The 24,388-nt window shown below is 26.9% G+C and carries 28 protein-coding genes; 19 read left to right on the forward strand and 9 right to left on the reverse strand.

Features of this window, described 5'->3' with window-relative positions; genetic code table 11:
- The first annotated feature begins 37 nt into the window (after positions 1-37).
- Positions 38-748, forward strand: coding sequence for a Crp/Fnr family transcriptional regulator (locus tag AC2A4K_RS04895; RefSeq protein WP_322504085.1), 711 nt, complete (start codon positions 38-40; stop codon positions 746-748).
- Positions 749-835: 87 nt separating this feature from the next.
- On the opposite strand, the gene rd (AC2A4K_RS04900) is transcribed toward AC2A4K_RS04895, so the two are convergent.
- Positions 836-997: a rubredoxin gene (gene rd / locus AC2A4K_RS04900; RefSeq protein ID WP_322504084.1), complete on the reverse strand. Its 162-nt coding sequence runs from the start codon at positions 995-997 to the stop codon at positions 836-838.
- 528 nt (positions 998-1,525) lie between these two features.
- Between rd (AC2A4K_RS04900) and AC2A4K_RS04905 the strand changes: the two genes are divergently transcribed.
- Complete coding sequence (locus tag AC2A4K_RS04905; RefSeq protein WP_322504083.1) at positions 1,526-2,272, forward strand: FAD-binding oxidoreductase; 747 nt, start codon at positions 1,526-1,528, stop codon at positions 2,270-2,272.
- Positions 2,273-2,486: 214 nt separating this feature from the next.
- On the forward strand, positions 2,487-3,197 hold the full coding sequence (locus AC2A4K_RS04910) for a Crp/Fnr family transcriptional regulator (RefSeq protein WP_322504082.1): 711 nt from the start codon (positions 2,487-2,489) through the stop codon (positions 3,195-3,197).
- A gap of 54 nt (positions 3,198-3,251) precedes the next feature.
- On the opposite strand, the gene rd (AC2A4K_RS04915) is transcribed toward AC2A4K_RS04910, so the two are convergent.
- The 5 genes from rd (AC2A4K_RS04915) to AC2A4K_RS04935 form a co-directional block, all read right to left on the reverse strand.
- Complete coding sequence (gene rd / locus AC2A4K_RS04915) at positions 3,252-3,413, reverse strand: rubredoxin (RefSeq protein ID WP_322504081.1); 162 nt, start codon at positions 3,411-3,413, stop codon at positions 3,252-3,254.
- Between the two features lie 26 nt (positions 3,414-3,439).
- The gene (locus AC2A4K_RS04920; RefSeq protein ID WP_322504080.1) at positions 3,440-4,660 is read right to left on the reverse strand and encodes an FprA family A-type flavoprotein; all 1,221 of its coding nucleotides are present in this window, start codon (positions 4,658-4,660) and stop codon (positions 3,440-3,442) included.
- A gap of 234 nt (positions 4,661-4,894) precedes the next feature.
- Positions 4,895-6,538, reverse strand: a complete 1,644-nt coding sequence (gene cplR / locus AC2A4K_RS04925) for an ABC-F type ribosomal protection protein CplR (RefSeq protein ID WP_322504079.1) — start codon at positions 6,536-6,538, stop codon at positions 4,895-4,897.
- A gap of 416 nt (positions 6,539-6,954) precedes the next feature.
- On the reverse strand, positions 6,955-7,938 hold the full coding sequence (locus tag AC2A4K_RS04930) for a permease prefix domain 1-containing protein (protein ID WP_322504078.1): 984 nt from the start codon (positions 7,936-7,938) through the stop codon (positions 6,955-6,957).
- Positions 7,938-8,267 carry a PadR family transcriptional regulator gene (locus tag AC2A4K_RS04935; RefSeq protein ID WP_322504077.1) on the reverse strand — a complete coding sequence of 110 codons (330 nt, stop codon included), beginning with the start codon at positions 8,265-8,267 and terminating at the stop codon, positions 7,938-7,940. The genes AC2A4K_RS04930 and AC2A4K_RS04935 overlap by 1 nt, the downstream gene beginning before the upstream one ends.
- 255 nt (positions 8,268-8,522) lie before the next feature.
- Here AC2A4K_RS04935 and AC2A4K_RS04940 point away from each other — a divergent pair, with 255 nt between their 5' ends.
- The 6 genes from AC2A4K_RS04940 to AC2A4K_RS04965 all read left to right on the forward strand — a co-directional run bounded on the left by AC2A4K_RS04940 (position 8,523) and on the right by AC2A4K_RS04965 (position 14,350).
- Positions 8,523-9,392 (forward strand): GNAT family N-acetyltransferase, encoded by an 870-nt coding sequence (locus AC2A4K_RS04940; protein ID WP_322504076.1) that lies wholly within the window; start codon positions 8,523-8,525, stop codon positions 9,390-9,392.
- 207 nt (positions 9,393-9,599) lie between these two features.
- Positions 9,600-10,421, forward strand: coding sequence for a pentapeptide repeat-containing protein (locus tag AC2A4K_RS04945; protein ID WP_322504075.1), 822 nt, complete (start codon positions 9,600-9,602; stop codon positions 10,419-10,421).
- A 468-nt stretch (positions 10,422-10,889) separates the two neighbouring features.
- Positions 10,890-11,945, forward strand: a complete 1,056-nt coding sequence (locus AC2A4K_RS04950) for a PTS sugar transporter subunit IIC (RefSeq protein ID WP_322504074.1) — start codon at positions 10,890-10,892, stop codon at positions 11,943-11,945.
- Between the two features lie 54 nt (positions 11,946-11,999).
- Positions 12,000-12,929 carry a 2-dehydropantoate 2-reductase gene (locus AC2A4K_RS04955; RefSeq protein WP_322504073.1) on the forward strand — a complete coding sequence of 310 codons (930 nt, stop codon included), beginning with the start codon at positions 12,000-12,002 and terminating at the stop codon, positions 12,927-12,929.
- 233 nt (positions 12,930-13,162) lie between these two features.
- Positions 13,163-13,588, forward strand: coding sequence for a MarR family winged helix-turn-helix transcriptional regulator (locus AC2A4K_RS04960; RefSeq protein WP_322504072.1), 426 nt, complete (start codon positions 13,163-13,165; stop codon positions 13,586-13,588).
- 255 nt (positions 13,589-13,843) lie between these two features.
- Positions 13,844-14,350 carry a hypothetical protein gene (locus tag AC2A4K_RS04965; protein ID WP_322504071.1) on the forward strand — a complete coding sequence of 169 codons (507 nt, stop codon included), beginning with the start codon at positions 13,844-13,846 and terminating at the stop codon, positions 14,348-14,350.
- A 96-nt stretch (positions 14,351-14,446) separates the two neighbouring features.
- Here AC2A4K_RS04965 and AC2A4K_RS04970 read toward each other — a convergent pair whose 3' ends face one another.
- On the reverse strand, positions 14,447-14,884 hold the full coding sequence (locus AC2A4K_RS04970; protein WP_322504070.1) for a globin domain-containing protein: 438 nt from the start codon (positions 14,882-14,884) through the stop codon (positions 14,447-14,449).
- Between the two features lie 157 nt (positions 14,885-15,041).
- Between AC2A4K_RS04970 and AC2A4K_RS04975 the strand changes: the two genes are divergently transcribed.
- The 5 genes from AC2A4K_RS04975 to AC2A4K_RS04995 all read left to right on the forward strand — a co-directional run bounded on the left by AC2A4K_RS04975 (position 15,042) and on the right by AC2A4K_RS04995 (position 17,789).
- The gene (locus AC2A4K_RS04975) at positions 15,042-15,173 is read left to right on the forward strand and encodes a hypothetical protein (RefSeq protein ID WP_322504069.1); all 132 of its coding nucleotides are present in this window, start codon (positions 15,042-15,044) and stop codon (positions 15,171-15,173) included.
- Between the two features lie 29 nt (positions 15,174-15,202).
- Positions 15,203-15,436, forward strand: coding sequence for an RrF2 family transcriptional regulator (locus tag AC2A4K_RS04980; RefSeq protein ID WP_488458852.1), 234 nt, complete (start codon positions 15,203-15,205; stop codon positions 15,434-15,436).
- 313 nt (positions 15,437-15,749) lie between these two features.
- Entirely contained in the window at positions 15,750-16,193 is a 444-nt protein-coding gene (locus AC2A4K_RS04985) for a MarR family winged helix-turn-helix transcriptional regulator (protein ID WP_322504068.1), read from the forward strand.
- An 84-nt stretch (positions 16,194-16,277) separates the two neighbouring features.
- The gene (locus tag AC2A4K_RS04990) at positions 16,278-17,159 is read left to right on the forward strand and encodes a pirin family protein (protein ID WP_322504067.1); all 882 of its coding nucleotides are present in this window, start codon (positions 16,278-16,280) and stop codon (positions 17,157-17,159) included.
- A gap of 33 nt (positions 17,160-17,192) precedes the next feature.
- Entirely contained in the window at positions 17,193-17,789 is a 597-nt protein-coding gene (locus AC2A4K_RS04995; protein WP_322504066.1) for an FMN-dependent NADH-azoreductase, read from the forward strand.
- 174 nt (positions 17,790-17,963) lie between these two features.
- Here the strand turns inward: AC2A4K_RS04995 and AC2A4K_RS05000 are convergent, their stop codons facing one another.
- Complete coding sequence (locus tag AC2A4K_RS05000; protein WP_322504065.1) at positions 17,964-18,914, reverse strand: ABC transporter substrate-binding protein; 951 nt, start codon at positions 18,912-18,914, stop codon at positions 17,964-17,966.
- Positions 18,915-19,041: 127 nt separating this feature from the next.
- Between AC2A4K_RS05000 and AC2A4K_RS05005 the strand changes: the two genes are divergently transcribed.
- The 4 genes from AC2A4K_RS05005 (at position 19,042) to AC2A4K_RS05020 (ending at position 22,583) form a co-directional block, all read left to right on the forward strand.
- Positions 19,042-20,046, forward strand: a complete 1,005-nt coding sequence (locus AC2A4K_RS05005; RefSeq protein WP_322504064.1) for a FecCD family ABC transporter permease — start codon at positions 19,042-19,044, stop codon at positions 20,044-20,046.
- A complete protein-coding gene (locus AC2A4K_RS05010) occupies positions 20,046-21,068 on the forward strand; it encodes a FecCD family ABC transporter permease (protein WP_322504063.1) in 1,023 nt (340 codons plus the stop codon). Before AC2A4K_RS05005 ends, AC2A4K_RS05010 begins: the two co-directional genes overlap by 1 nt.
- A gap of 5 nt (positions 21,069-21,073) precedes the next feature.
- Complete coding sequence (locus tag AC2A4K_RS05015; protein WP_322504062.1) at positions 21,074-21,844, forward strand: ABC transporter ATP-binding protein; 771 nt, start codon at positions 21,074-21,076, stop codon at positions 21,842-21,844.
- Between the two features lie 223 nt (positions 21,845-22,067).
- Positions 22,068-22,583 carry an NUDIX hydrolase gene (locus tag AC2A4K_RS05020; protein ID WP_322504061.1) on the forward strand — a complete coding sequence of 172 codons (516 nt, stop codon included), beginning with the start codon at positions 22,068-22,070 and terminating at the stop codon, positions 22,581-22,583.
- A gap of 59 nt (positions 22,584-22,642) precedes the next feature.
- On the opposite strand, the gene AC2A4K_RS05025 is transcribed toward AC2A4K_RS05020, so the two are convergent.
- Positions 22,643-23,248, reverse strand: coding sequence for a phosphatase PAP2 family protein (locus AC2A4K_RS05025; protein WP_322504060.1), 606 nt, complete (start codon positions 23,246-23,248; stop codon positions 22,643-22,645).
- A 288-nt stretch (positions 23,249-23,536) separates the two neighbouring features.
- Here AC2A4K_RS05025 and AC2A4K_RS05030 point away from each other — a divergent pair, with 288 nt between their 5' ends.
- Entirely contained in the window at positions 23,537-24,307 is a 771-nt protein-coding gene (locus tag AC2A4K_RS05030; protein ID WP_322504059.1) for a DUF2087 domain-containing protein, read from the forward strand.
- Positions 24,308-24,388: the final 81 nt, after the last annotated feature.

A 24,388-nucleotide genomic window follows, 5' to 3' on the forward strand; every position in this document is an offset into this window, starting at 1 on the left:
AGAATAAGTTAAAGAATAATAAGGAGCGGGTAAGAGTATGGAGAAATCATGTAATTGTGGCTCATGTAAAGAACCTTGTGCTAAGAATATAGCTATTTTTTCAACACTATCTCATGAAGAGTTATTAAAAATAGTCAATATGACTGAGCATAAAAGCTTTAAAGAAAATGATGTTTTATGTAGAGAGGGAGAAAAATCAGATAAACTTTTCCTAATTAGAGAAGGAAGGGTAAAGATATGTAAAATTACTAAAGAAGGAAAAGAGCAGATAGTTTATATATTATCTAAAGGAGATTTCTTTGGAGAAAATAATCTTTTTACAAGTGATAACATTAGTAATTTTTCAGCTTATGCAATAACAGATGCAAAGTTATGTATTTTAAAAAAGGAAAATTTAGAAAAAATACTTCTAAAAAATCCAGAGATATCATTAAAAATAATACAAGAAATGGCTAATAGAATAAATTCAGCTGAGAATTTAGCACAGACTTTAGCAACTAAGGATGTTGAAGCAAGGCTAGCAACAGTATTAATAGAATTTATGGATAAATACGGTCAGAAAAAAGAAGAAGGGATATACATAAAATTGCCACTTAATAGAGAACAAATAGCAAATTATTGTGGTATAACAAGAGAAACAGTAAGTAGAAGGCTTTCTAAATTTGATAAGATGGGAATAATAAAATTAAAAGGTAATAAGGGGCTTATTATTAAAGATAAAGAAGCCTTATTAAGCTTAGCTGAGTAAAGTAAAAGAGCTATATCAAATGATTCAAAACTTTTTAAATAGAATTAGAGTATTTATAAGTTTTGAGATTTGATATAGCTCTTAATATTATTCAACTTTAGAAAAATGAGTTTTATCTAATTTACAAAGTGGACATACCCAATCATCTGGAATATCTTTAAATGCAGTACCAGGTGCTACACCGTGATCAGGATCTCCTACAGCAGGATCATAAATATATCCACAAACATCACAAATATATTTTTCCATAATTAAGACCTCCTTAAATTTTATAGTAATCATATTATTTTAGTATGTTTAATTATTAAATAAATTATGTTTTAAATAGAAGATTTAATATCTAATAAATATAATTTATTTAATGTGACACCAATCATATTTCAAATTAATTATTCTGGATATAATAACCTTGTAATAGAGAAGTAAGAAACTAAGAAGTTCATATTACATATTATTAGTATATGGGCACAAATTAATAGCTTAATATGTATAATATTTAAAGCTTAATAAGTTTATAATTTTAGTTTCTATTTTTATTAAACCCTGAAAAATGTATAAAACCTATAAATTAAGAATTTCGATGTACAAATTTAAAGTAATTTAGTTCTTACTTATCTATTAAGCTTAGAATACAATAAAAAATATGAAGTTAAAATTATGAATTTAATTGTAAGTAACAGTATATGGATTTATATCAAATATTCAATTAAATCATATATTGTTGCTTATTTTATAAAATGACTTAGAAACTCAGGATAAAGTAGATGAGGTGATAATATGGAAAATGTTTGGAATGGATTTAGACAATTAGAGATATTTAAAATAGAAGAAGCGGCAAAAGATATAAAATCATTTTATTTAAGAGCCACTGATAAAGAAACATTAAAAGAATACAAATGTGGTCAATTTTTACCACTTAAAATAGAAACAGATGATGAAGTTATAAAAAAAGAAATGAGAAGATATAGCTTATCAGGTGATCCAAAAAAGGATTATTATAGATTAACAATAAAAAAAGTACCTAATGGAAAAGTAAGTGGATATTTTCATGAATCTATTAAGGTGGGAGATACAATATTAGCAATGCCTCCATTTGGGAAGTTTACATTAACAGAAGATAGTGATAAGCCTTTAGTTCTACTATCAGGAGGGATAGGAATAACTCCTATTTTATCAATGCTGTATGGAGCTAGATATCAAAATAGAGAGGTTTATTTTGTTGAAGCTGTCTTAAATTCAGAAAACTTGGCTTTAAATTCAGATGTACAAGAAATTAAGAAAATAAAAAACTTTAAAGAAATCAAGTTTTTTAGTGATCCATTAAAAAGTGATATTAAGGGTAAAGATTATGATGAAGAAGGTTTCATAACAGAAGAGTGGATTAAAAATAACTTACCTTTAAATGGAGAATTTTTCTTTTGTGGACCAACTTTATTTATGAAGAGTATAAATACTAGTTTAAAGAATTTAGGGGTTAGTGAGGAGAATATTAACTTTGAATTTTTTGGGGAAGAAGAGTTTTAACAATTATTTTTAAGATTTCAATAGATAAATAATTTATTATATTTTAGAATTTGATAAAATATTAAAAGTAAAGTAGTTAGTTTTTTAGCTAGCTACTTTTTTTATGAATTTATATAAACTTATAGTAATTTAATTAAATATGTATTGTAAATAATTTGTATCATTTGTTAAAATTAATATAGAATACCAAAAGATAAAAGGAGAGTATATAGTCGTGATTAGAATTTGTAATTGTGCAGTTGATAAAGGACCTTGTGCTAGGAATATAGCTATTTTTTCATCCTTATCTGATGAAGAGTTATTTAAAATAGTTCATATGACAGAACATAAAGCTTTTGATGAGGATGATGTTTTGTGTAGAGAAGGTGAAATATCAGATAAGCTTTTCTTAATTAGAGAAGGAGAAGTAAAAATATGCAAAATTACTAAAGAAGGAAAAGAACAGATTGTTTATATATTATCTAAAGGGGATTTCTTTGGAGAAAATAATCTTTTTGTTGATGGTAATATTAGTAATTTTTCGGCTTACGCAATAACTTCAGGTAAAATGTGCATATTAAATAAAAAAAGCTTGGATAAAATACTTTTAGAAAACCCAGAAATATCAATAAAAATAATACAGGAAATGGCTAATAGAATAAACTTAGCAGAAAATTTGGCACAGAATTTAGCTACTAAGGATGTGGAAGTAAGAATAGCTAATGTATTAATAGAATTTATGTATAAGTATGGCTGTGAAGTTGAAGAAGGAGTGTATGTAAAGTTGCCACTCAATAGAGAGCAAATGGCAAATTATTGTGGTATAACTAGAGAAACTGTTAGTAGAAAACTATCAAAATTTGATAAAACAGGAATAATAAATCTGCAAGGAAATAAGGCTATTATAGTTAAAGATAAAGAAGCTTTATTAAGTTTAGCCGAATAAAGTAAAGAGACTAATAAACCCTAGAGATTTATTAGTCTCTTTAATAATATAATACTATTCAGTTTCAGAAAATTGTGATTTATCTACTCCACAAAGAGGACATACCCAATCGTCTGGAATATCATTAAATGCAGTTCCAGGGGTTACACCATTATCAGGATCTCCTACTGCAGGATCATAAATATATCCACATACATCACATATAAATTTTTGCATAATTAATTCCTCCTAAAATGTAATTATTATATTATTGAACTGATATAATCAGCAGCTCTTACAACTTCTTTTTCTGATTCCTCATTTAATGAGAATCTAATTCTTACTGGGAAATGAACATCAATCATACCAGTAGATTTTATTATTGATGAAGTATTTAAAACATTACCGTTTGTAGAATTTAAATAATCTTGTATTATCTCTATAGGTTCACCACTCCAGCCAAATGAACCGAAGGCACCTAAAATTTTGTTACTTAAATCTAATTTAGGTAATTCTTTTAATATATCTTCAATAGAACCTATTAAATCTCCATATTTAGTTGAAGTACCAAATAATATGGCATCTGATTCTTTTATTGAGTTTAATATATCTTCTTTATTAGTTTTATCTGCATTAAAAATAGCAACTTCAATATCTTCATTTTCTAATTCAGCTTTGAATTTTTCGGCTATTCTTTTTGTTGCATTTCTCATTGTAGTATAAACTATAGTAGCTTTTTTACCTTTTTTTGTTTCCTTACTATATTTATCATATATATCAATATACTTTTGAATATCTTCATCTAGTATATAACCATGAGATGGAGCAATCATTTCTATATCTAAATTTTTTACTATATCAATCATTGGTCTAACATATTTTCTATGTGGTGCCATTATAAGCTTATAGTAAGTTATAAAGTCATCAGTAATATCTTCTTTTGCCTTACTTGAGAAATGTTCTTTTGCAGTAAGATGAGTACTAAAAATATCACAAGGGAATAAAATTTTGTCTTCTATACAGTATGTAATCATTGTCTCTTCTGTGTGTAGATATGGAGTCATTTTAAATAATAATGTCTTTCCGCCTATATCAAGGGTATATCCATCATTTACTACTATGAATTCTCTATCATGTAATTTATATAATTCTTTTAGGTGATAGACAGCCTTTTCACTACAAACTATTTTAGCATTAGTAGCTTGTCTAGCTAGTCCACCTAATGCACCTGAATGATCAGGTTCAGTATGGTTAATTACTATGTAACTTATATCTTTTAAATCAATAATTTCTTTCAAATTATTTAAAAAATCTTTTGTATATATTAAATCTACTGTATCAATAATTGTTGGTTTTTTAGTATTTAATAAATAACTATTATATGTAGTTCCTTTTTCTAATATTAATCTGTGAAATGGAACAGGTCTATCATCTATAACACCTACTGAGTAAATATCATTTTTTAACTTAACTTCTGTATTCATAAGCATCCTCCCTATTAAATTTATCTTCTGAAAATCTACAACTTTAGTTTAAAACATAATAAAATAACTGAATGTGATTAAAAACACATGGTAAAAAATTATTCGATTTATTATAAAAACATAAAAAATACCCTTAACAATTTAATTCTGTTAAGGGTATTTTTATATATTTAAGTTAGTAATTCTGTTCTAAGTGAAAGGTTATTTTGAATAGTTTTCCAGACCTAACCTAATTTATCTTTTAAAATTCTTTAATTCTTTAAGTAAATCGGAGTATTCATTTTCTAATAAACTTTTTTTAGTGCTATCAGTTTCTACTGAAAGTAAAGAGATTACATTAGAAAGTCTAGTTTCTAGTAAAAGAATATTATCTTTATTTTCTCTTTCTTTTAAATCTAACTTAGGTTTATTCTTAAAGTTTATATATTCATCATAGGTACCAGAAAATTCATGAACAACATTATCTTTTATTTCTAAAATATGATCACATACATTAGAGATGAATTTTCTATCATGAGAAACTATGATCAATGTTTTATTACAGCTCATTAGTGCTGTTTCTAGTGATTCCATAGATTTGATATCAAGATAGTTTGTTGGTTCATCTAAAATGATTAGATTATTATCAGATAATAATATTTTACAAAGTGCTATTTTTACCTTTTCACCACCACTTAAGGAGGAAACTTTCTTAAAGACAGTATCTCCTTTAAAACCAAAACCATCTAAGTTTATTCTCACAAAGCTTTCATCATAAGAGCAGTCTTCAAGGATATTTTTTAGTATTGATTCATCATCTTTTAATATTTGTTGAGATTGATCAAAGTAGCCTATAACAACATTTTCTAAGACTTTTATATTGCTTTCTCTTGAAATAATATTTTTAAGTAAGGTACTTTTACCACAACCATTATTACCAATAAGAGCTACTTTCTTACCATTTTTTATCTTAAATTTAGAATCTTTAAGTAGTAGTTTATTACCTACAAATAATGTAAAATCTTTAGCTTCTATAAGATTTTTAGAAGCTATTTTCAAATTATCTTGAACTCTAATTTTAATCTCTTTTATGGTTTTAGGTTTCTCTTTAGCCTCAAGTTGATCAATTCTACTTCTTAAGGCTTTTATATTATTATCTAGATTTTTCTTTGCTCTTTGAGGTCCCATTTTGTGTAGTCTAGCTTCAGAATTACCCATTCTTTTAGGGGTTTTTCTAAGACCATCTTTTAAGTTTTGTTTATTAAGTATAGCATCATCAAGATGTTTTTTTTCATTTATATAAGAAGTGTACTCAGTTTCAGCTCTTTGTCTTTCTAAAGATTTTAATTCTAAGTACTTAGAATAATTTCCTTTATAAGCTTTGATTTTTCCATCTTCGATTTCAATAATAGTGTTACATAATGAATCTAGAAATCTTCTATCATGAGATACTAAAAGTAGTGCACCATTATAGTTTTTCAGCATATTTTCAAGAGTTTCAATACTGTGTTCATCTAAGTTTGCTGTTGGTTCATCAGCAATAATTAAATGTTTATTTTCACTTAGCGCTTGTGCTATCTTAAATTTGACCTTTTCTCCACCAGATAAAAACTCATGGTATTCAAAAGGAGCATTAAAGACATTTTTAAAGTTATTATTTAAAGTTTCTTCATTAGAATTTTCACTTTGACTTATATAAGCAAAGCTTTTAGTTAGAAATATATTCCCTTCATCAATAGGGAGTAATCCAAGTAAAGATTTAATAAGTGTGGTTTTACCTGCACCATTAACTCCAACTAATCCAATCCTATCACCATCTAAAATTTCTAGTTTATCTATATCTAGAATTAATCTGTCGCCATAATATTTTTTTACTTTATTTAACCTTGCTAAAGACATAAAAAAATCCCTCCTATAAATTACAGGAGAGTACATATAGTCATAAAAAAGACAAAAATATACCTATCTCACTATAATCTACTCTCCATAAAGTTAAACACAACAAAAAAAGCTTAAAATAAATCATTTTTAAAGCTAAAAATAACTGCTTTTTGTTGTAATTAAAATTTGAAAAATAGATTATATTTCCATTGTTGAAACTACCTTCGCCTTTCTTAAATTTTTAAGTTTATAAATATATTATATCATTATTTGCTATAAGTATCCAATAAGTAGATTTATAAATTAAATAAAGAGATTATATTTTAAAAAAACTTATAAATATATTCAGAGAATTTTGTATTTAACTAAGTATTTATAGCTAGTACTTTAATCATTCTCTTCGTATTATTTATAAGTTTTTTTATTTAATATAACTAAGAAATCTTATTAGAATCACCTTTAATTATAGAGCAGACAGCAGAAAATGCTCCAAAAAGTATGCCTACAACAGGGAATATAACCCATGAGATTTGCCAATTTCCGAATACAAAGCTTGTTACTAAGTAAATGCATACAGTTAGTGGCCAGACTACTGAAGCGACGGCAGCTACAACTTTATTTTCTTCACGCTTTTTAGGAGAAAAGTCACCTATTTTTAATAAAGCCTGTAAGTCACTTTTGTGGGTTCCTATGTGTGTGAATATGAAAACTGCTATTGCAACTATTAGTATTATTAATGAAGTACAATATACAGCAGTGCTTTCACTTATAGCTGATCCTATAAATAGTATTAATGGTGAGATTACACATAAAGAAACACCTATTATGCAGCCTAATGTAAATTTTGGTTTAAATAATGATAAAGAATTTTCTAGGTAATACTTAGCATCAAGTGTTATATCAAATTCTCCTTTTTCTACATATTTATATTTTTCTCTTTGAAATCCTGAATAGATAAACAGACCAATTGCAGGTACCAATAATATAAATAAAGGAATTAATGGTACTATTTCAGTAACTCTTAAAGGAACATTTGGTAAAATTACCTTATCTTCAATAAGCTGATATACCGATATAAGCAAAGAAATGCCAACCATACATAAGGCAACTCCTATGCTAATGAAAAGAGTTGTTTTCTTTTTTATATTTAAGAATTCTTTTACATTCTCTGTATTTAAAGTTGGGAATTCGCTATTTTCATTATTTACTTCAATATCTAGTTCACTAATTAATTCATCAATATTACCAAACTCAGATATAACAATTCCAATGGATTCATTTTCACTTTTTCCTTGTTTTTTTAGTTCGTTATATTTATCTTCCATAGTATCTAAAATATCTTCTTTAAGCTTATCTAATTTATTGCTTTTAGGAAATGAAGAAAAAATATTAAAGACATAATTTCTAATGGTTTCCATTATTTCAGCTCCTTTATAAATTTATTTATCACATCTTTTGTGATACTCCATTCTGAACATTTTTCTTTATAATAGTTAATTCCGTCCTCAGTAATTTTATAATAGGTTCTCTTTTTACCGAAGGTTTCGTTACCTGGAAAAGAAGTAATAAAATTATTTTTTTCGAGCCTATTAAAAGCAGAATATAATGTGGTTTCTTTTATTATATAAACATCATTTGTAATGGTTCTAACTTTTTTGGAAATCTCATAGCCATAAGATGGACCATCTAAGAGGATACTCAAAATAATAGTATCATTATATCCGCGAATAATATCGCTACTTATCATAAACAAACCTCCTTATAATTACTTTGTCTGTCGTAGTAATTATATGATAGCATAATTACTACGACAGGTAAAGTAATTTGTTTGATTTTAATATCATAGTAAGAAATTGTTGATAACTTAAGTTCTTTTCATAAAAAAGTATTAGGTTTATAAAGCTAAAGTGAGTTGATAAACTGACTTATAGAGAGAATTGAGAAAAATGAAACTTGAAAAAATAAGTGCTTTTTAAAAAGGGAGAGAAGAGAGGAACGTAGTATGAAAATAAAAGACTATAATAGAGATTTAAAAGAAAATGTTCTTAATATGAATTGGGAAGATGACTTTGTAAAAAAAGATGTACTAGATTGCTTAGAGGAATGGCCTCAATGTGGAGTTATTATTGAAGGGAATAAAAAGATTTTAGCAGTAGGAGTTTTTACTGGAATTGCTAAAGAGACAAGTTTTACATTATATGTGGATCCAACAAATAGGGGGAAAGGACTAGGCAAAAATCTTCTTGAGGTTTTAGAAAAGAAGATGATTAATGAGGGTGTTTTAAGTGTTATATGTGATTTTAAAGTAGATGAAAAAATAGAAAAGTTTATATATAAAAATAGTTATAGACTAGGGTTTTATTCTAATTATATGGTTTATAGTGGAGAAAAATTGCCTGTTAATACTTATGAAATTATTCATTATGAAGATAAATATTATGAAATAAATAGCAAGATATATAGTGAAGCTTTTTACAATATGAGAATCTTAGTTGGAATAGAAGAGAAAAACAATAACTTAAGTGAAGAAAAAAAGGAAAAAACTAAGGAAGAAAAATTAGAAATAAAGAAGCAAAGAAAGAAAACTTATGAAAATAAAGAAAATATCTTTTTACTCAAGGATAGAGGAAAAGTTTTAGGTTCAATAACTTTGAGTGGGAATGAGATAGATGCAGTAGCGGTAGATGTAATGCATCAGGGAAATGGATATGGAAAAGAATTAGTTAGCTTTGGTATCAATAAAATATTAGAAAGAAATAATGATAGTGTGACCTTATGGGCTGTAGAAGGAAATCCAGCAAAATACTTATATGAAAAGCTTGGATTTAAAACTTTAAGACTTCATGAGTTTGTAAAAAAGAGTTTTGAATAAGATAATATAGAGTTTCAAAATAGTTTTAAGGATTGTAAGTTAGAAAAAATAGTAGCTAATAAGATGATAAGTCTTATTAGCTACTTTTTAGCTTGTTTAAGTTAGTAAGATAATTACAAAGTATAGTATAATAAAAAAAGTTCTATAATTAATACTTATATATGATTTAAAAGTTATAATATTTTAATAGTAAATGGAGGAGTTGTTATGTCTGATAACAATGATAAACTTTTTAAAAAGTTTAATATAGATTGTGAAAAATGTTTTGGATTTTGTTGTGTTGCACTTTATTTTTCAAAGTGTGATGGATTTCCGACAGATAAGATAGCTGGAAAGCCATGTATTAACTTAAAAGATAATTTTACTTGCAAAGTTCATAAAAACCTTAGAAAAAAAGGTCTTAAGGGGTGTACCTCTTATGATTGTTTTGGTGCTGGACAAAAAGTAGCACAAGAAACATATGATGGGAAAAGTTGGGTAGAATCATCAAATTTAGCTAATGAGATGTTTGATGTTTTTCTAGTTATGAGACAGCTTTATGAAATGCTTTGGTACCTTAATGAAGCATATATTCTTGATGTTACATCTCAAATAAAAGGTGAGATTAGAAGCATGATTGAAAAAACTGAAAAATTAACAGAATTAGATCCAAAGGGGTTATTAAATCTAGATATAGAAGCGCATAGAGATAAGGTTAATATGGTATTAAGAAAAACTAGTGATTTAGTTATGAAAAAATATAATACTTTAAATAAAAAGAAAAATAGAGATTTTATAGGTAAGAAACTTAGTAAAACGAATCTAAGAGGAATAGATTTAAGAGGAGCTTTATTAATAGCTGCAGATTTCACTGGAAATGATTTAAGTGGAGTGAACTTCTTGGCTGCAGATATGAGAGATGCAAATTTAAAAGGAGCTGATTTAAGAAAATCTATATTTCTTACTCAATCTCAAATAAATACATCAATTGGGGATAATAATACAAAATTACCTGTTCAATTAAGTAGACCATCATATTGGGAAAAATAATTATTTAATATAGGAATTAAAGAGATAGAGAACAAAAATCATATCTTTTTAATTCTTATTTTTTTATTTTTAATTTAATATACAAGCTGTATTACTGTATAAAATTCTGCAAATGTTTCTAAATTGTTAATTTAGTACAATTATTTGTTATATTTTTAACTTTTATGTCTTAAATGTATTGCAATTTATATTTATATTGTGATATATTGATAGCGGAAAGTTAGTTGTACATACAAATAAGGGGAGAAATCATAATGATTTCGCAATGAAAACAATTAACTTTAGGGAAGTTACTAGTAATTTATTAAAAAGACAACTTCATACAATAAAAAACGATAAAATTCAAAATGATAAAAAATAAACAAAGATATAGAATAATAATTTTTTTTAGAGCAATAATATTTAATATATTTTGTATCGTTATGGATTTTAACTAACAAAAAATTTTATAATAGGAAGAAGAGAGATATGGCACAGAAGAATATTTCAAAAAAAGACAAGTTAACACCAAAAGATTATTTAAACAAAGTTTTGGCAGGAACTGCAACTGGAATAGTTGTTGGTTTAATTCCAAATGCAATTTTAGGATCAATATTTAAAAGCTTAATAGATGTTTCACCTATATTTGCTACTTTTTATAATGCTGTAAACATAATGCAGTTTATAGTACCTGTACTTGTAGGTGTTTTAGTCGGTTTACAATTTGAATTTAATCCTATGCAATCAGTTATAGTTGGAGCGGCAGCATTTTTAGGATCAGGAGCTTTTAAAGTTACTGAAGCTGGCGTACAGATGGTTGGTATTGGAGATCTAATAAACGTAATGTTAGTTTCATGTATAGCTGCATTAGTTATTAGATTAATTGGAAACAAGCTAGGATCTTTAACAGTATTACTTTTACCAATTATAGCAGGAGCTGGCGTTGGTATTATCGGAATGTTTATGTTACCTTATGTAAGACAAATTACTATATTAATTGGAGATTTAATGAATAACTTTACAACTTTACAGCCATTATTAATGTGTATTTTAATTAGTATTTCATTCTCAATTTTAATTATTTCACCAATTTCAACTGTAGCAATAGGTATTGCAATAGGAATCACAGGATTAGGAGCTGGAGCAGCTGCTATAGGAGTTACTGCTTGTACAGCAGTTTTAGTTATTGGATCAATGAGAGTAAATCAAAGTGGAGTTACATTATCAGTATTATTAGGAGCTATGAAAATGATGATGCCAAACCTAGTAAAATATCCAATAATAGCAGTTCCAATAGTAGCAAATGGTATCTTAAGTGGAATAGGTGCATATCTGTTCAATATATTAGGTACACCTAATAGTGCAGGATTTGGTATAGTTGGTTTAGTTGGTCCACTAGCGGCTATAAATGCATCAACTACAGGCGCTATTTTTGGAGTAGTAATGTCATTCTTTGTAATACCTTTCGTAGGAGCCTTTGTTATTGAATGGTTCTGTAGAAAAGTGCTACACTTATATGATGAAAATATTTTTAAATACATTTAATTAAAAATTTAATATTTAATTTAAATTTCGGATAAAAGAGGAGAGTTGATTTAAATGAAAATTGCAATTGTTGGAGCAGGAGCTATGGGCTCACGTTATGGATATATGTTACATGAAGCTGGAAATGAAGTTTTTTTAATAGATGGTTGGAAAGATCATGTAGATACTATTAATAGAGATGGATTAACAGTTGAAGAAAATGGAGAAATTAAGAAGGTAAAAATACCAGCAATGTTACCTGAAAATGCTACAGAAGTTCCAGATTTAATCATCCTATTCACTAAGTCAATGGGATTAGAACCAATGTTAGAGTCTATTAAAAATATTTTAGGAGAAAATACTAAAGTATTATGTTTATTAAATGGATTAGGACATAATGAAACAGTTGCAAAATATGTTGATAACAAAAATATCCTTATGGGAGTAACTTTATGGACAGCTGGATTAGCAGGTCCAGGACATGTTGTTTTAACTGGAGATGGAAGTTTAGAGGTTCAAAATATTGATCCTAGTATGGAAGCTGGAGCAAAAGAAGTTTGTGAAGTATTAAGTAAAGCTGGATTAAAAGCTCACTATAGTGAAAATGTAGTATTCTCAATATGGCGTAAAGCTTGTGTAAATGGAACTTTAAATAGTGGTTGTACAATTCTAGATTGTAACATCAAAGAATTTGGAGAACTAAAAGAAGCACCACAACTTATTCGTAACATTATAAAAGAGTTCGCAGATGTTGCTACTAAATATGGAGTAGAATTAAACGTTGAAGAAGTTGCAAGAGGAATAGAGGCAATATATGATCCAAGTCAGGCAGGAGCTCACTATCCATCAATGCATCAAGACCTAATTCAAAATCATCGTCTTACAGAAATTGATTATATAAATGGATATGTATCTAGAAAAGGTAAAGAATTCAACATAAATACACCATACAATGATTTACTTACTACTCTTGTTCATGCAAAAGAACAATTACTTATTAAATAGAAATAGATAATAAATATAGTTTGTTTTAAAGAAAGTTGATTTCTATCTTTTATAGGAATCAACTTTTTTGTATTTATTGTTAAGATAATTATTTAACTATATTAATAATAAAAAAACGATATAATAAAAAATACCTCAATGGGAAATGATGGATTGGATTTTGTTGCAAATTTTAAAATTTATCTTTAATATAGTATATGGACAAGATTTAAGAGTTTAGAATGGAGGATATAATGCTTGAACAAAATTTTTGCGGTTGTTTATTTTTTACTGCAACTAGATTAAAAAAAATAGCAGCTAAAATAGCTGAAGACGAATTGAAAACATTAGGGATGTCTCCGACATATGTATATATACTTCTTGGCGTAAAGTTTAAACCAGGAATAACACAAAAAGAATTATGCGAAGAGCTACATTTAAAACCATCTACAATAACTAGACTTATAGATAAATTAGTTATAAAAGGTTTAGTAGAAAGAAGAGCAGAAGGTAAGTTGTCCCATATATATTTAACTGAAGAGGGAGAAAAAATTCAAGAGGATATACAAAAATATAGATTAAAGTTACATAATCGTTATAAAGAAATATTAGGAGAAGAAGAATATAATCTTCTAACTAAAATAACAAATGATTCTGCAAGAATATTAGAGCCTAAATAGATATATTTTTGAAAGAAAATTTTATACAGTTAATTATGTAATGATATCATAATTAATATTGGGGCAAATTCTTAGAGTTTTTAATTTATATTAAAATAAGTAATAATCCACAACTTCTTGGAATTAAAAAATAAGAGGTTGTGGATTATTATTATATAAAGTTACTTATTTAATATTAATGATGATATAATAAATTTATTATTTTAAAAATAATACTGAATTGTTATTTTACCATATTTAAAAGGAGCGATATACATGAAAGAATTAAAAATAAAGAAAATGACTGAAGAAGAGTTTAAAAATGAGTTTAAATTAGGAAGTATAGATGAAATTAAAGCTTATGAATTAAGTGAATTAGGGAATATTATTGAAATTTCAAGTGAAGAGGAAGTTTATTTCTTAGTTGATAATAAATTATATGCTACACCTAAAGCTACTACTTGTGATGAAGAAATTTCTCAATCAGATATTGAAACTATAGAAAAATTAAATGAAGAATTTAGAGACTCTTTAATAAGTTTAAGAGAATTTTTATATCATGGAAATGGAAAGCTAGACTCAGCAGAAGCAGTAGCTATTCAAGTTTCTATGAATAATAATATAAAAGCTGCTAAAGAAATAGTAGTTAAGCACAGCATAATTGATAAAGATGAAATGAAAAAATTAAGTAAAAAATACTTTATGCCAGACTTCTTAAATGGTGTATTTGGAAATGAAGAATATAACTTTGAAAATGAAGTTGAAATAGACTGTGGACTATAATAAAAAGCTATATCAAATCCTTAAGTGATTTGATATAGCTTTTTTATATGAGTAATTGTATTAAAAATAGTCTAATTATGTATTGAGCTTTAAATTTTATTTTCTTGATTCATATATTTCTTTTTCAACATCTATAAATATTTTAGCGATAACACCATAAGTATTTCCCCATGCTTCTAAAACTTCATCAGTTGCAGCATCACCTAAAACTTCTTTTATAGCTATTAATAAATTAGAACCTACTATTGGATAGTGTTCTTCTTTTATTTGACGATCACAATGCTTTTCTCCAATTTTTTTAACAGCAGGTAATAAAATTTCTAAATTATCTATGTTTTGAGCTGCTGCTAAAATAGTCATGGCTAGCGCTTTAGGTTGTTCACCAGAAGCTTGTCTATCCATATTAAATAATGGTTTAACTTCAGGATTATTTTCAAACATATTCTTATAAAAAGTTGTTGTTATTTCTACTCCATGTTCCTTTAATGCTGGTACGGTACTTTTTACTATATCTATTGTTTTTTGATCTAACATATTTCTACCTCATAAATCTTATTAATTAATAATTATTATCTTTAATAGATTGAATATACCATTTCAAAATAAAATGTGCAAGTAAAATGCATATTAAATTTAAAAAATATTGTTTTTTTGATATAATTATTTAAATAAAAGTTGGGAGTGGAGTTTTATGCAATTATCAAAATTTACAGATTATGCTTTTAGAACACTTATATACTTAGGAAAAAATAGAGAAGATATGGTTATAGTGAGTGATTTAGCAAAAGAACTTGATATTTCAGAGCATCACTTAAAAAGGTAGTAAATAAACTATCTAGAAATGAATATATAATTTCTACAAAGGGAAGAAGTGGAGGATTAAAATTAGGTCTTGAACCAGAAGAAATAAATTTAGGAGAAGTTGTAAGATTAACAGAAGAAAATTTAAATTTAGTTGAATGTATGAATGATCCTAAGTTATGTCCTTTAATGAATAATGGGTGTAAGCTAAAAGGAATTATCTCAGTGTCATTAAAATCATTTTTAGAAGAAATGGGTAAGCATACTCTTAATGACATCTTGTAAAGTGGTTTATTAGATTTTATTGTTTAATTAAAGAGATTAAGAATTAGGTAGTAAAATAATTTAGGAAAATAGCTATGTACCATGGAGATAATTGTGTGTTTTTAACTCATTTTATAAAAATACTTATAAAAAAATTTAGCTAGGAAAAGAAGAAATGAATATTATGAATTGAAATAAAAAAACTCTTTAAAACTATTAGTTTTTTACATTGCTTAGTAGTTTATTAATAAATAAGTGGATATAAATTTTTTTTATTAAATTAATTATAAACTTATTTGTTGACAATATCACTAATTAGTGATAAGTTTTATATATGGATAAGATAAAAGCTTTAATTAAAGAAAATGAATTAACATTATCAACTTTGGTTGTCTTTACAAGAGCTGAACATAAAATTCATAAAAAAGAATTTCAGACAATTAAAGAAAGTGGATTGACAATAGCTCAATTTGGAGTTTTAGAGGCTCTATATAATAAAGGCGACTTAAGAATATTTGAAATAATGGAAAAGATATTAACAACATCAGGAAATATAACAGTAGTTATAAAAAATCTAGAAAAGGATGGGTTGATTAAAAAAAATGCAGATCCAGAAGATAAGAGATCTTGTATAATATCATTAACAGATGAGGGAAGAAAGGTAATAGAAGATATTTTACCTAATCACATAAACAACATTAAAAATATTTTTGAAGTTTTAACTGATGAAGAAAAAATAACTTTAAAAAATATATTGAAGAAATTTAAAAATATATAAGTAATTAAATTAAAAATAAAAATTTTTAGATATTTATCACTAATTAGTGATAAATATAATTTGAGATAAAAGGAGTTGAAGCAAATGAAAAACTTTAGAACTATAGAAAATATATTTAAAGGACCAGAACCTCATATGGTTGGAGATGGATTTAGAGTATCTCAGTATATACCAGCAGGAATAGAAGATATGGAACGTTTATCTCCATTCTTATTATTAGATTATAATGCACCACATTATTTTGCACCATCAGAAACTAGATTAGGTGTAGGTGCACATCCTCATCGTGGGTTTGAAACAGTAACAATTGCTTATGATGGTAAGGTTGAACATCATGATAATAAAGGAAATCATGGAGTTATAGGACCTGGAGACGTTCAATGGATGACTGCAGCGTCAGGCATTATGCATAAAGAATATCATGAAACTGAGTTTAGTAAAAATGGTGGTATTCTTCATATGGTTCAACTTTGGGTTAACCTTCCTAAAGATAAAAAAATGATAGCACCTAAGTATCAGCCTTTATTAAAAGAAGAAATGGGAGTTGTTAAACTTGATGATAATAAAGGTGAAATAAGCATAATTGCTGGAGAAGTTAATGGAGTAAAAGGACCAGCTAGTACTTTTACTAATATTAATCTTTATAATGTAAATCTAAAGAATTTTGGTAATACTATATTACATGAACCAGGAAATTTTAATACAGCAATACTTATATTAAAAGGTGAAGTTAAAATAAACGAAGAAAAAGTATGCAAAGAAAGAGATTTTATCATATTTAATAATATAGATGGAGATATTTCAGTTGAGTCTTTAACAGAGGAATCTTTATTTCTTGTATTAAGTGGAGAACCAATAAATGAACCTGTTGTTTCTCATGGACCATTTGTTATGAATACATTAGGTGAAATATGTGATGCATATGAAGACTTTAGAAATAATAAATTTGGAACAGAAAATTTTTAAAAATTTATATATAAATTAGAAGGAGTAAATATTATGAGTAAAGTATTATACATTAAAGCAAATATAAAAAATGAAGGAGAATCAAGAACTTTTAAAGTATCTGATAGTTTCGTAGAGGAGTATAAGAAAAATAATCCTGAAGATGAAATAATAACATTAGATCTATATAAAGAAAATATAGATTTCTTAAGACCAGATGACTTAGGAAAAATATTTGGACCTAAGAATGAAGAGAGTAAGAATAATCCTATATTAAAATATGCATATCAATTTGCAGAGGCAGATAAATATATATTTGCAGCACCTATGTGGAATTTAAGTTTTCCAGCAATACTAAAGGCTTATATTGATTATGTAAGTGTTTCTGGAATAACATTTAAATATACTGCTGAAGGTCCAGTAGGCCTTTTAAACGATAAAAAAGCAGTGCATATAGTATCTAGTGGAGGAATTTATGATAATTCACCATATGAAATGGGAGATAGATATTTAAGAACTATCCTAGGATTCTTTGGAATAAAAGAAGTTGAAACTATAGCTGTAGAAGGTTTAGATATTATGGGTGTAGATGTTCAAGGAAAAGTTGAAGAAGGAATAGAAAAAGCTACTGAACTTGCAAAGAAATTTTAAGTTTAAGCAAAAGAATATATGAAAATTAACATTCATTTAAAACAGAGCCAAGTAAAAATATAGATAATTAAAAAAATATTACTGAAAATGAAGTTTTTCATTTTCAGTAATATTTTTATTATGTATATAAAAATTGCGTAAAACTTTTTAAGATTTTATTATTGAAGGTATAAATTATAATTTTCCTTCGTTTAGCATATTAGTTAAATCATCAAGCATTAAGTTTGCTGATTTTATTCCACCAGCAGTATTCCATATAAAGTCATTTACTTTATAAACTTTGTTATTTTGTACTGCATTTAAAGATTTAAATAGAGGATCTTGCATCCATTCTTCCTCTCTAGCAGTAGCTTTACCATCACCAAGCTCATAAGTAAAGTAGAACATTACATCTCCATCAGCTTCTTTTAATCTTTCCTTACCAATCTCAAGAGCAAAGTCATCACTTTGTTGAGCTGCAGGTCTCTTAAATCCTATTTCTTTTAGTATAGTACCAGCAAAAGTATTTCCAAGATATATTCTAGTTTTTCCAGGCATAAATCTAACAAGTGAAATTTCTGTATTTAGCTTGTCTTTATAATTATTTTGAATATAAGCAATTTTATCATCATATTCTTTTAAAGCTTTTTCAGATTCAGCTTCTTTGTTTAAAACTTTTGCGTAAAATTTAAAGTTATCCTTCCATGCGCCTCTTATAGTATCAGAGTAAACAGTTGGTGCTATTGCACTTAATTGAGAATATATTTTTTCATGTCTCATTTTATTTCCTATTATTAAATCAGGTTTTAAAGCAGCAATTGCTTCTATATTAGGTTCTCTTTCCATACCAATTTGTTTTACACCTTCAAGTTCATTTTTAGTATAATCGTACCAATCACCAGTAACCCCAGTAACAGCACCAACTGGCTTAACGCCAAGAGCGAGTAGGGCTTCAGTACCTTCGCTGGTAAGAATTACAACCTTTTTTGGATCCTTAGGTATTTCTGTAGTACCCATTGCATGCTCTATAGATACCGTATTTGTTGATGATGATGTGTTTTCTTTATCCGTTTTATTAGAACAACCTATAAATAGGCTTGCGACTACTAAGCTTGATAAAGCTATAGATAGTAATTTTTTTTTCATGTTTAAAAACCTCCAAATAATTATTTTGTCGAATAATGTAGAAATAGCAGTGAGTTTATGATATCATAGATGAGAAATATTATCAATAATAAATGAGAATCTTTTTCTTTTAGAATGGAGGAGTTATATGAAAAAAAATATAAATAGTAATAAGATGAAATTCGCCTTACTTTTATTGTTAATAATATTAACAGGAATTTTATGCTATTTAAGTATTACTAAAGGATTTATAAAAACTAATTATGAAACAGTTATAGATGCCTATAAAAATTTTAATGGTTCCCAAGAGCACATAATTATAAAAACATCTAGAGTTCCTAGAACATTAAATGCTCTTTTAGTTGGAGGAGCTCTTGGTGTTGCAGGACTTTTAATACAAGCCTTAACGAAAAATAAGCTTGCTTCTCCTAGTATATTAGGTATAAATTCGGGAGCAGTATTTATTTTGGTTATTGCTATAACATACATACCACAAATATCTAATATGGGACTTGCATGGTTAGCTTTTGCTGGAGCATTAGGAGCTACTATATTGGTATATGTATTATCAGGTGGACTTTCTGGAGAAGTACGGACTATGGATTTAACATTAGGTGGAACAGCTTTAGGTGCATTACTATTTTCTTTAACTCAAGGAATCTTATATAAAAATGATATTGCTTTAGAAGAAATTATATATTGGATGACTGGTTCCGTAGAAGGTAAAAAAATAGATATGATACTTCAATTTTCTCCAGTAATAATAGGTGCAATAATTATAACATTATTTCTTTGGAAAAAGCTTAATGTATTTTCCTTAGGAGAGGAAATGGCAAGGTCATTAGGGGTAAAAACTCTGTATTTAAAAATATTAATAATAGCTATAGTTTCAGTTCTGTCTGGAGTATCTGTAGCTCTTGCAGGACCAATTGCATTTGTTGGATTAGTAACTCCAAGTATTGTACATAAATTTATTGGTTCAGATTATAGATGGCTTATTCCTTTTTCCGTATTTACTGGGTCTTCTATATTATTATCAGCGGATATATTATCAAGATTTATAATTTATCCAAAAGAAGTGCCAGTTGGAGCATTAACTGCTCTTATAGGAGGACCATTCTTTATATATATTGCTAAAAGGAGGAGTAAGTAATGATAAATATAAGTAAAAGAACTATAAAAATAAGTGCAGTATTATTAGTGATTACTCTTTTAATGTTTGGAATTAATTTAAGTTTAGGGGAAGTTATGATAAGTCCCATAGATGTGTTAAAAAGTATAGTTGGGATAGATACAGGATTTTCTTCTATATTAGTAATGAACATAAGATTACCAAGAGTTATTATTGCCTTCTTTATTGGAGGATCTTTAGGTTTGGCAGGGGCTATCCTACAGGGAGTAGTTAAAAACCCATTAGCATCTCCTGAGATATTAGGTATATCAAATGGAGGGGCTGTTGGGGCATTAGTATTTTTAACAATTTTTACTGACCCTAATAATAATTCTTTGACAACATCGATATTGTATATGCCTATATTTACTTTTATATTTTCTTTTTTAGCTGTAGTGATTATTTTCTTTATTTGTGGAAAATCTACATCAACAAAAAAATTAATTATAATAGGCGTAGGAGTTTCAGCAATATTTAAAGCATTAACTAATATTTTAATAATAAATGGACCTATAGTATTTATGAAGGAAGCTACAACTTGGTTAACAGGAAGTATTTATGGAGCGAATTGGACTCATGCAGCCATAATAACAGTAATATTTTTTGTCTTTACAATAATAACAGTAATATTTATAAAAGATTTAAATCTTCACCAATTAGATGATGAAGTTATAACAGTCCTTGGAAATAAGGTTCATAAAAGTAGAATAATATTATTAAGTATTTCAGCAGCATTAACAGCTGGAGCTGTAACTATTGGAGGAGGAATTCCCTTTGTTGGATTGATAGCTCCTCATATTTCTAGAAAACTTGTAAATTCAAAATTTGAGAATCTTATACCATTATCCATATTTATTGGTGGAATAATCACATTATTAGCTGATTTTGTTTCAAAGTGGCTATTTTATCCACAAGAGTTACCTATAGGGATATTTACAGCATCCATAGGAGCTCCATATTTCATATATCTTTTAATAAAAAATAGAAAGTCTACGAATAGGTGATGAAAATGATAAAAACAAATAATTTAAAATTATGTTATGATGAAAAGATAATACTAGATGATATAAATATAGAAATAGAAAAGGGAAAAATTACAGCATTAATTGGACCTAATGGATGTGGTAAATCTACTTTAATAAAAGCTATCGCTAAGGTACTTACTCCTAAAAATGGTGAAGTACTAATGGGGGAAAAAAATCTTCTTAAAATGCCACCAAAGGAATTGGCAAAGGTACTAGCCATGCTACCTCAAAGTAGTAGTGCACCAGAGGATTTAACTATTTATGATTTAGTCAAACAAGGAAGGTATCCTTATCATAATTTATTATCATTTTGGAGTAAAAAAGATGAAGAAATAGTGTTGGAATCGATTAGAAAAATGGGATTAGTAGAGGAAAAAGATAGGACTTTAGAAAATCTTTCTGGTGGACAAAAACAAAGAGCATGGATTGCTTTATCATTATCTCAAGATACAGAAATTATACTTTTAGATGAACCTACTAATCATTTAGATATAAAGTATCAGCTAGAGATTTTAAATATTTTGAAAGAGCTTAATAGGAAAGAAAATAGAACCATAGTAATGGTAATTCATGATATAAACCATGCTTTAAGATATGCTGATAATATAATAGCTTTAAAGGATGGAAATATATTTGCTCAGGGAAGTAAAGATAAAATTATAAATGAAGATCTTATAAAGAACGTGTTTGATATTAAATGTAAGATTATAGACTCTCCAATTGATAATAGTAAGATGTGTGTACCTTACATATAAAATAAAAAAGAAATCATATTAATTATAATAAAGAATGATTTAATAACACAAAAGAAATGAAATTTGAGGAGGATGAAATAGATTTACTTCTAAAAGATTTAGAGGTAAAATAAAATTAAGAAAGTTAAAGTATAGATAATTATTAAGAGAGTTTATTTAAAATATAAACTCTCTTATTTTTTATATTTATGGAGAGATTAATTTTTTTAAAAGGGGTGAAAATATGTATTTTAATAAAACTCTGGGAATAAAAGAAGTAGATAAGGATGAAAATGTATTTTATAGAGTTGCAATGAGAGCTATTATTTTAAAGGGTGATAAAATACTCATGGTAAAGTCTAATACAGGAGACTATAAATTTCCAGGTGGAGGAGTTGAAAAAAGTGAAACTCCAGAGGAAACTTTAAGGAGAGAAGTTACGGAAGAAACAGGATACATATTAAATGAGGTTAAAGAAGAATTCGGAGTAGTAATTGAAAGAGATAGAAGAAGGAGAATGGGTTGTACACTTTTTGAAATGACTTCTCACTATTATATTTGTAATGTAACTGAGGAAAAGATAAAACAATGCTTAGATAAGTATGAAGAGGAATTAGGATTTCTTCCAGTATGGATTTCTTTAGAAGATGTAATTAAAGAAAATGAGAATATTCTTAATCAGAATGGAAAGATTAATCCATGGGTAAAAAGAGAAACATTTGTACTTAATAAAATTAAAGAATATATAGATAAAAATTAATTAAAAAATATAAAAAAGACTGTATCAAAACTTTTTACTCTTTTCGATACAGTCTTTTTCTATTGAAACTCTACAGTTTTAGTCTGTTTAACTAATTTGTTTAGAATTGGTATATGTTTTTCAACTGAAAAATAAATTTTTTGAACACTTTTACTTAAGAACTTAACATAGATTACGTTCATTATAATTACTATTACAAATGAAGCAACTACATGTTGAGGGTAATGATGACCAACATATACTCTAGAAATCCCCATTAATATAGATAAAAGAACTCCTATTGTTCCAAGAATTTTATTATATCTATTTAATCCTAAGGCTATACTCATACTACCAATTGAATGATCGCTTGGAAAAGACGAATTTGGTTTATGAGGATATAGTAAATTTGCATTAGGATCATTTACGAATGGTCTTGGAGCATAGTAAAAATGACCTATTATCATTGAAATTAATAAGTTTATTACAGTAAATACAACTGTGTCAACAGCTATTCCTCTAGCTTTTTTCTTCTTACCTATAACCCCCATTAAATAAACAACAACTACTGTAGCTGCAAAAATGTAAGGTAATATTTGAGAACAAAAAAGCATTATTGAATCTAATAAATGATTTTTACCTGCTAACCCATTAATGGAGTTAAAGATGGTATCCCAAAAATTCATATGTATTTCTCCTTAATATATTTTTCTGATGTAATATTTATAAAATTTTTATGGTGCTTGTACACAAATTTAAAATTAATTATACATATGTTAATTTTTTAAATCAACCTTGTAAAAGTTACAGATTTAATTCAATAAGGTAATAAATAGTTGTTTGTTAAAAAATAACTATTAAAATGCAAACAAAATACATTAAAGTTTATTTATATGTAGACAATGCTAAAAATAAAGCATATAATAATTAAAAAAATTTAATTTTTATTAGAGGATAAAAGGGAGTTGAGAATTATGAATGAATCAAATAAAGAGTTATTTTGGGATTCAACTATTGAGGAAGTAAAAAAAGGTTATATTGAACAAGAAGAGGAATTAAAATGCATAATTTGTGGAGAAGAATTTATAAAAGGAAGAATATATGAGGTAGAATCTTTACTTTACGATGCAAAAAAAGCTACTGAGTTGCATATAGAAGAAAAGCATGGTTCAACTTTACAATATTTACTAAATATGAATCCCTCATTTGTAGGAATATCGCAAGTACAAAGAGAAGTTTTATTGTTGATGGCAGATGGATTAAGTGATAAAGAAATAGCACAAAAGTTTGGGGTAGCACAGTCTACCATAAGAAATCATCGTTATAAATTAAGAGAAAAGGAAAAGCAAGCACGCTTATTTTTAGCTATGATGGAATTATTATCATCAAATACACAGAAAAAAGTTAATAAACTAGATAAAGAGACTTTATGTGATGCTCATAAGACAGCAACGACATTAGATGATAGATATAATATTACGGATAAAGAGATAAAAGAAATAATTAAGAATTATATGGATGAAAGTGGAGCAATAAAGATATTTCCTTCTAAAGAGAAGAAGAAAATAATATTATTATCTCAAATAGTAAAGCATTTTTCTAAGGGTAAAAAGTATTCTGAAAAAGAAATTAATAGGATTCTAGGAAGAATATATGACGATTACGCAACTATAAGAAGAGCTTTGATAGAATATGGTTTTGTTGAACGTTCTAATGATTGTAGTAGTTACTGGGTAAAGGAATAGATATTTATAGTTGGCGATGCTTCATGTGAGTGTTGATTTTTAGATAGTCCTTCAGACCTAATTTAATTTCGCAAAGTATTA

This window comes from Clostridium sp. LIBA-8841, from assembly GCF_057782475.1.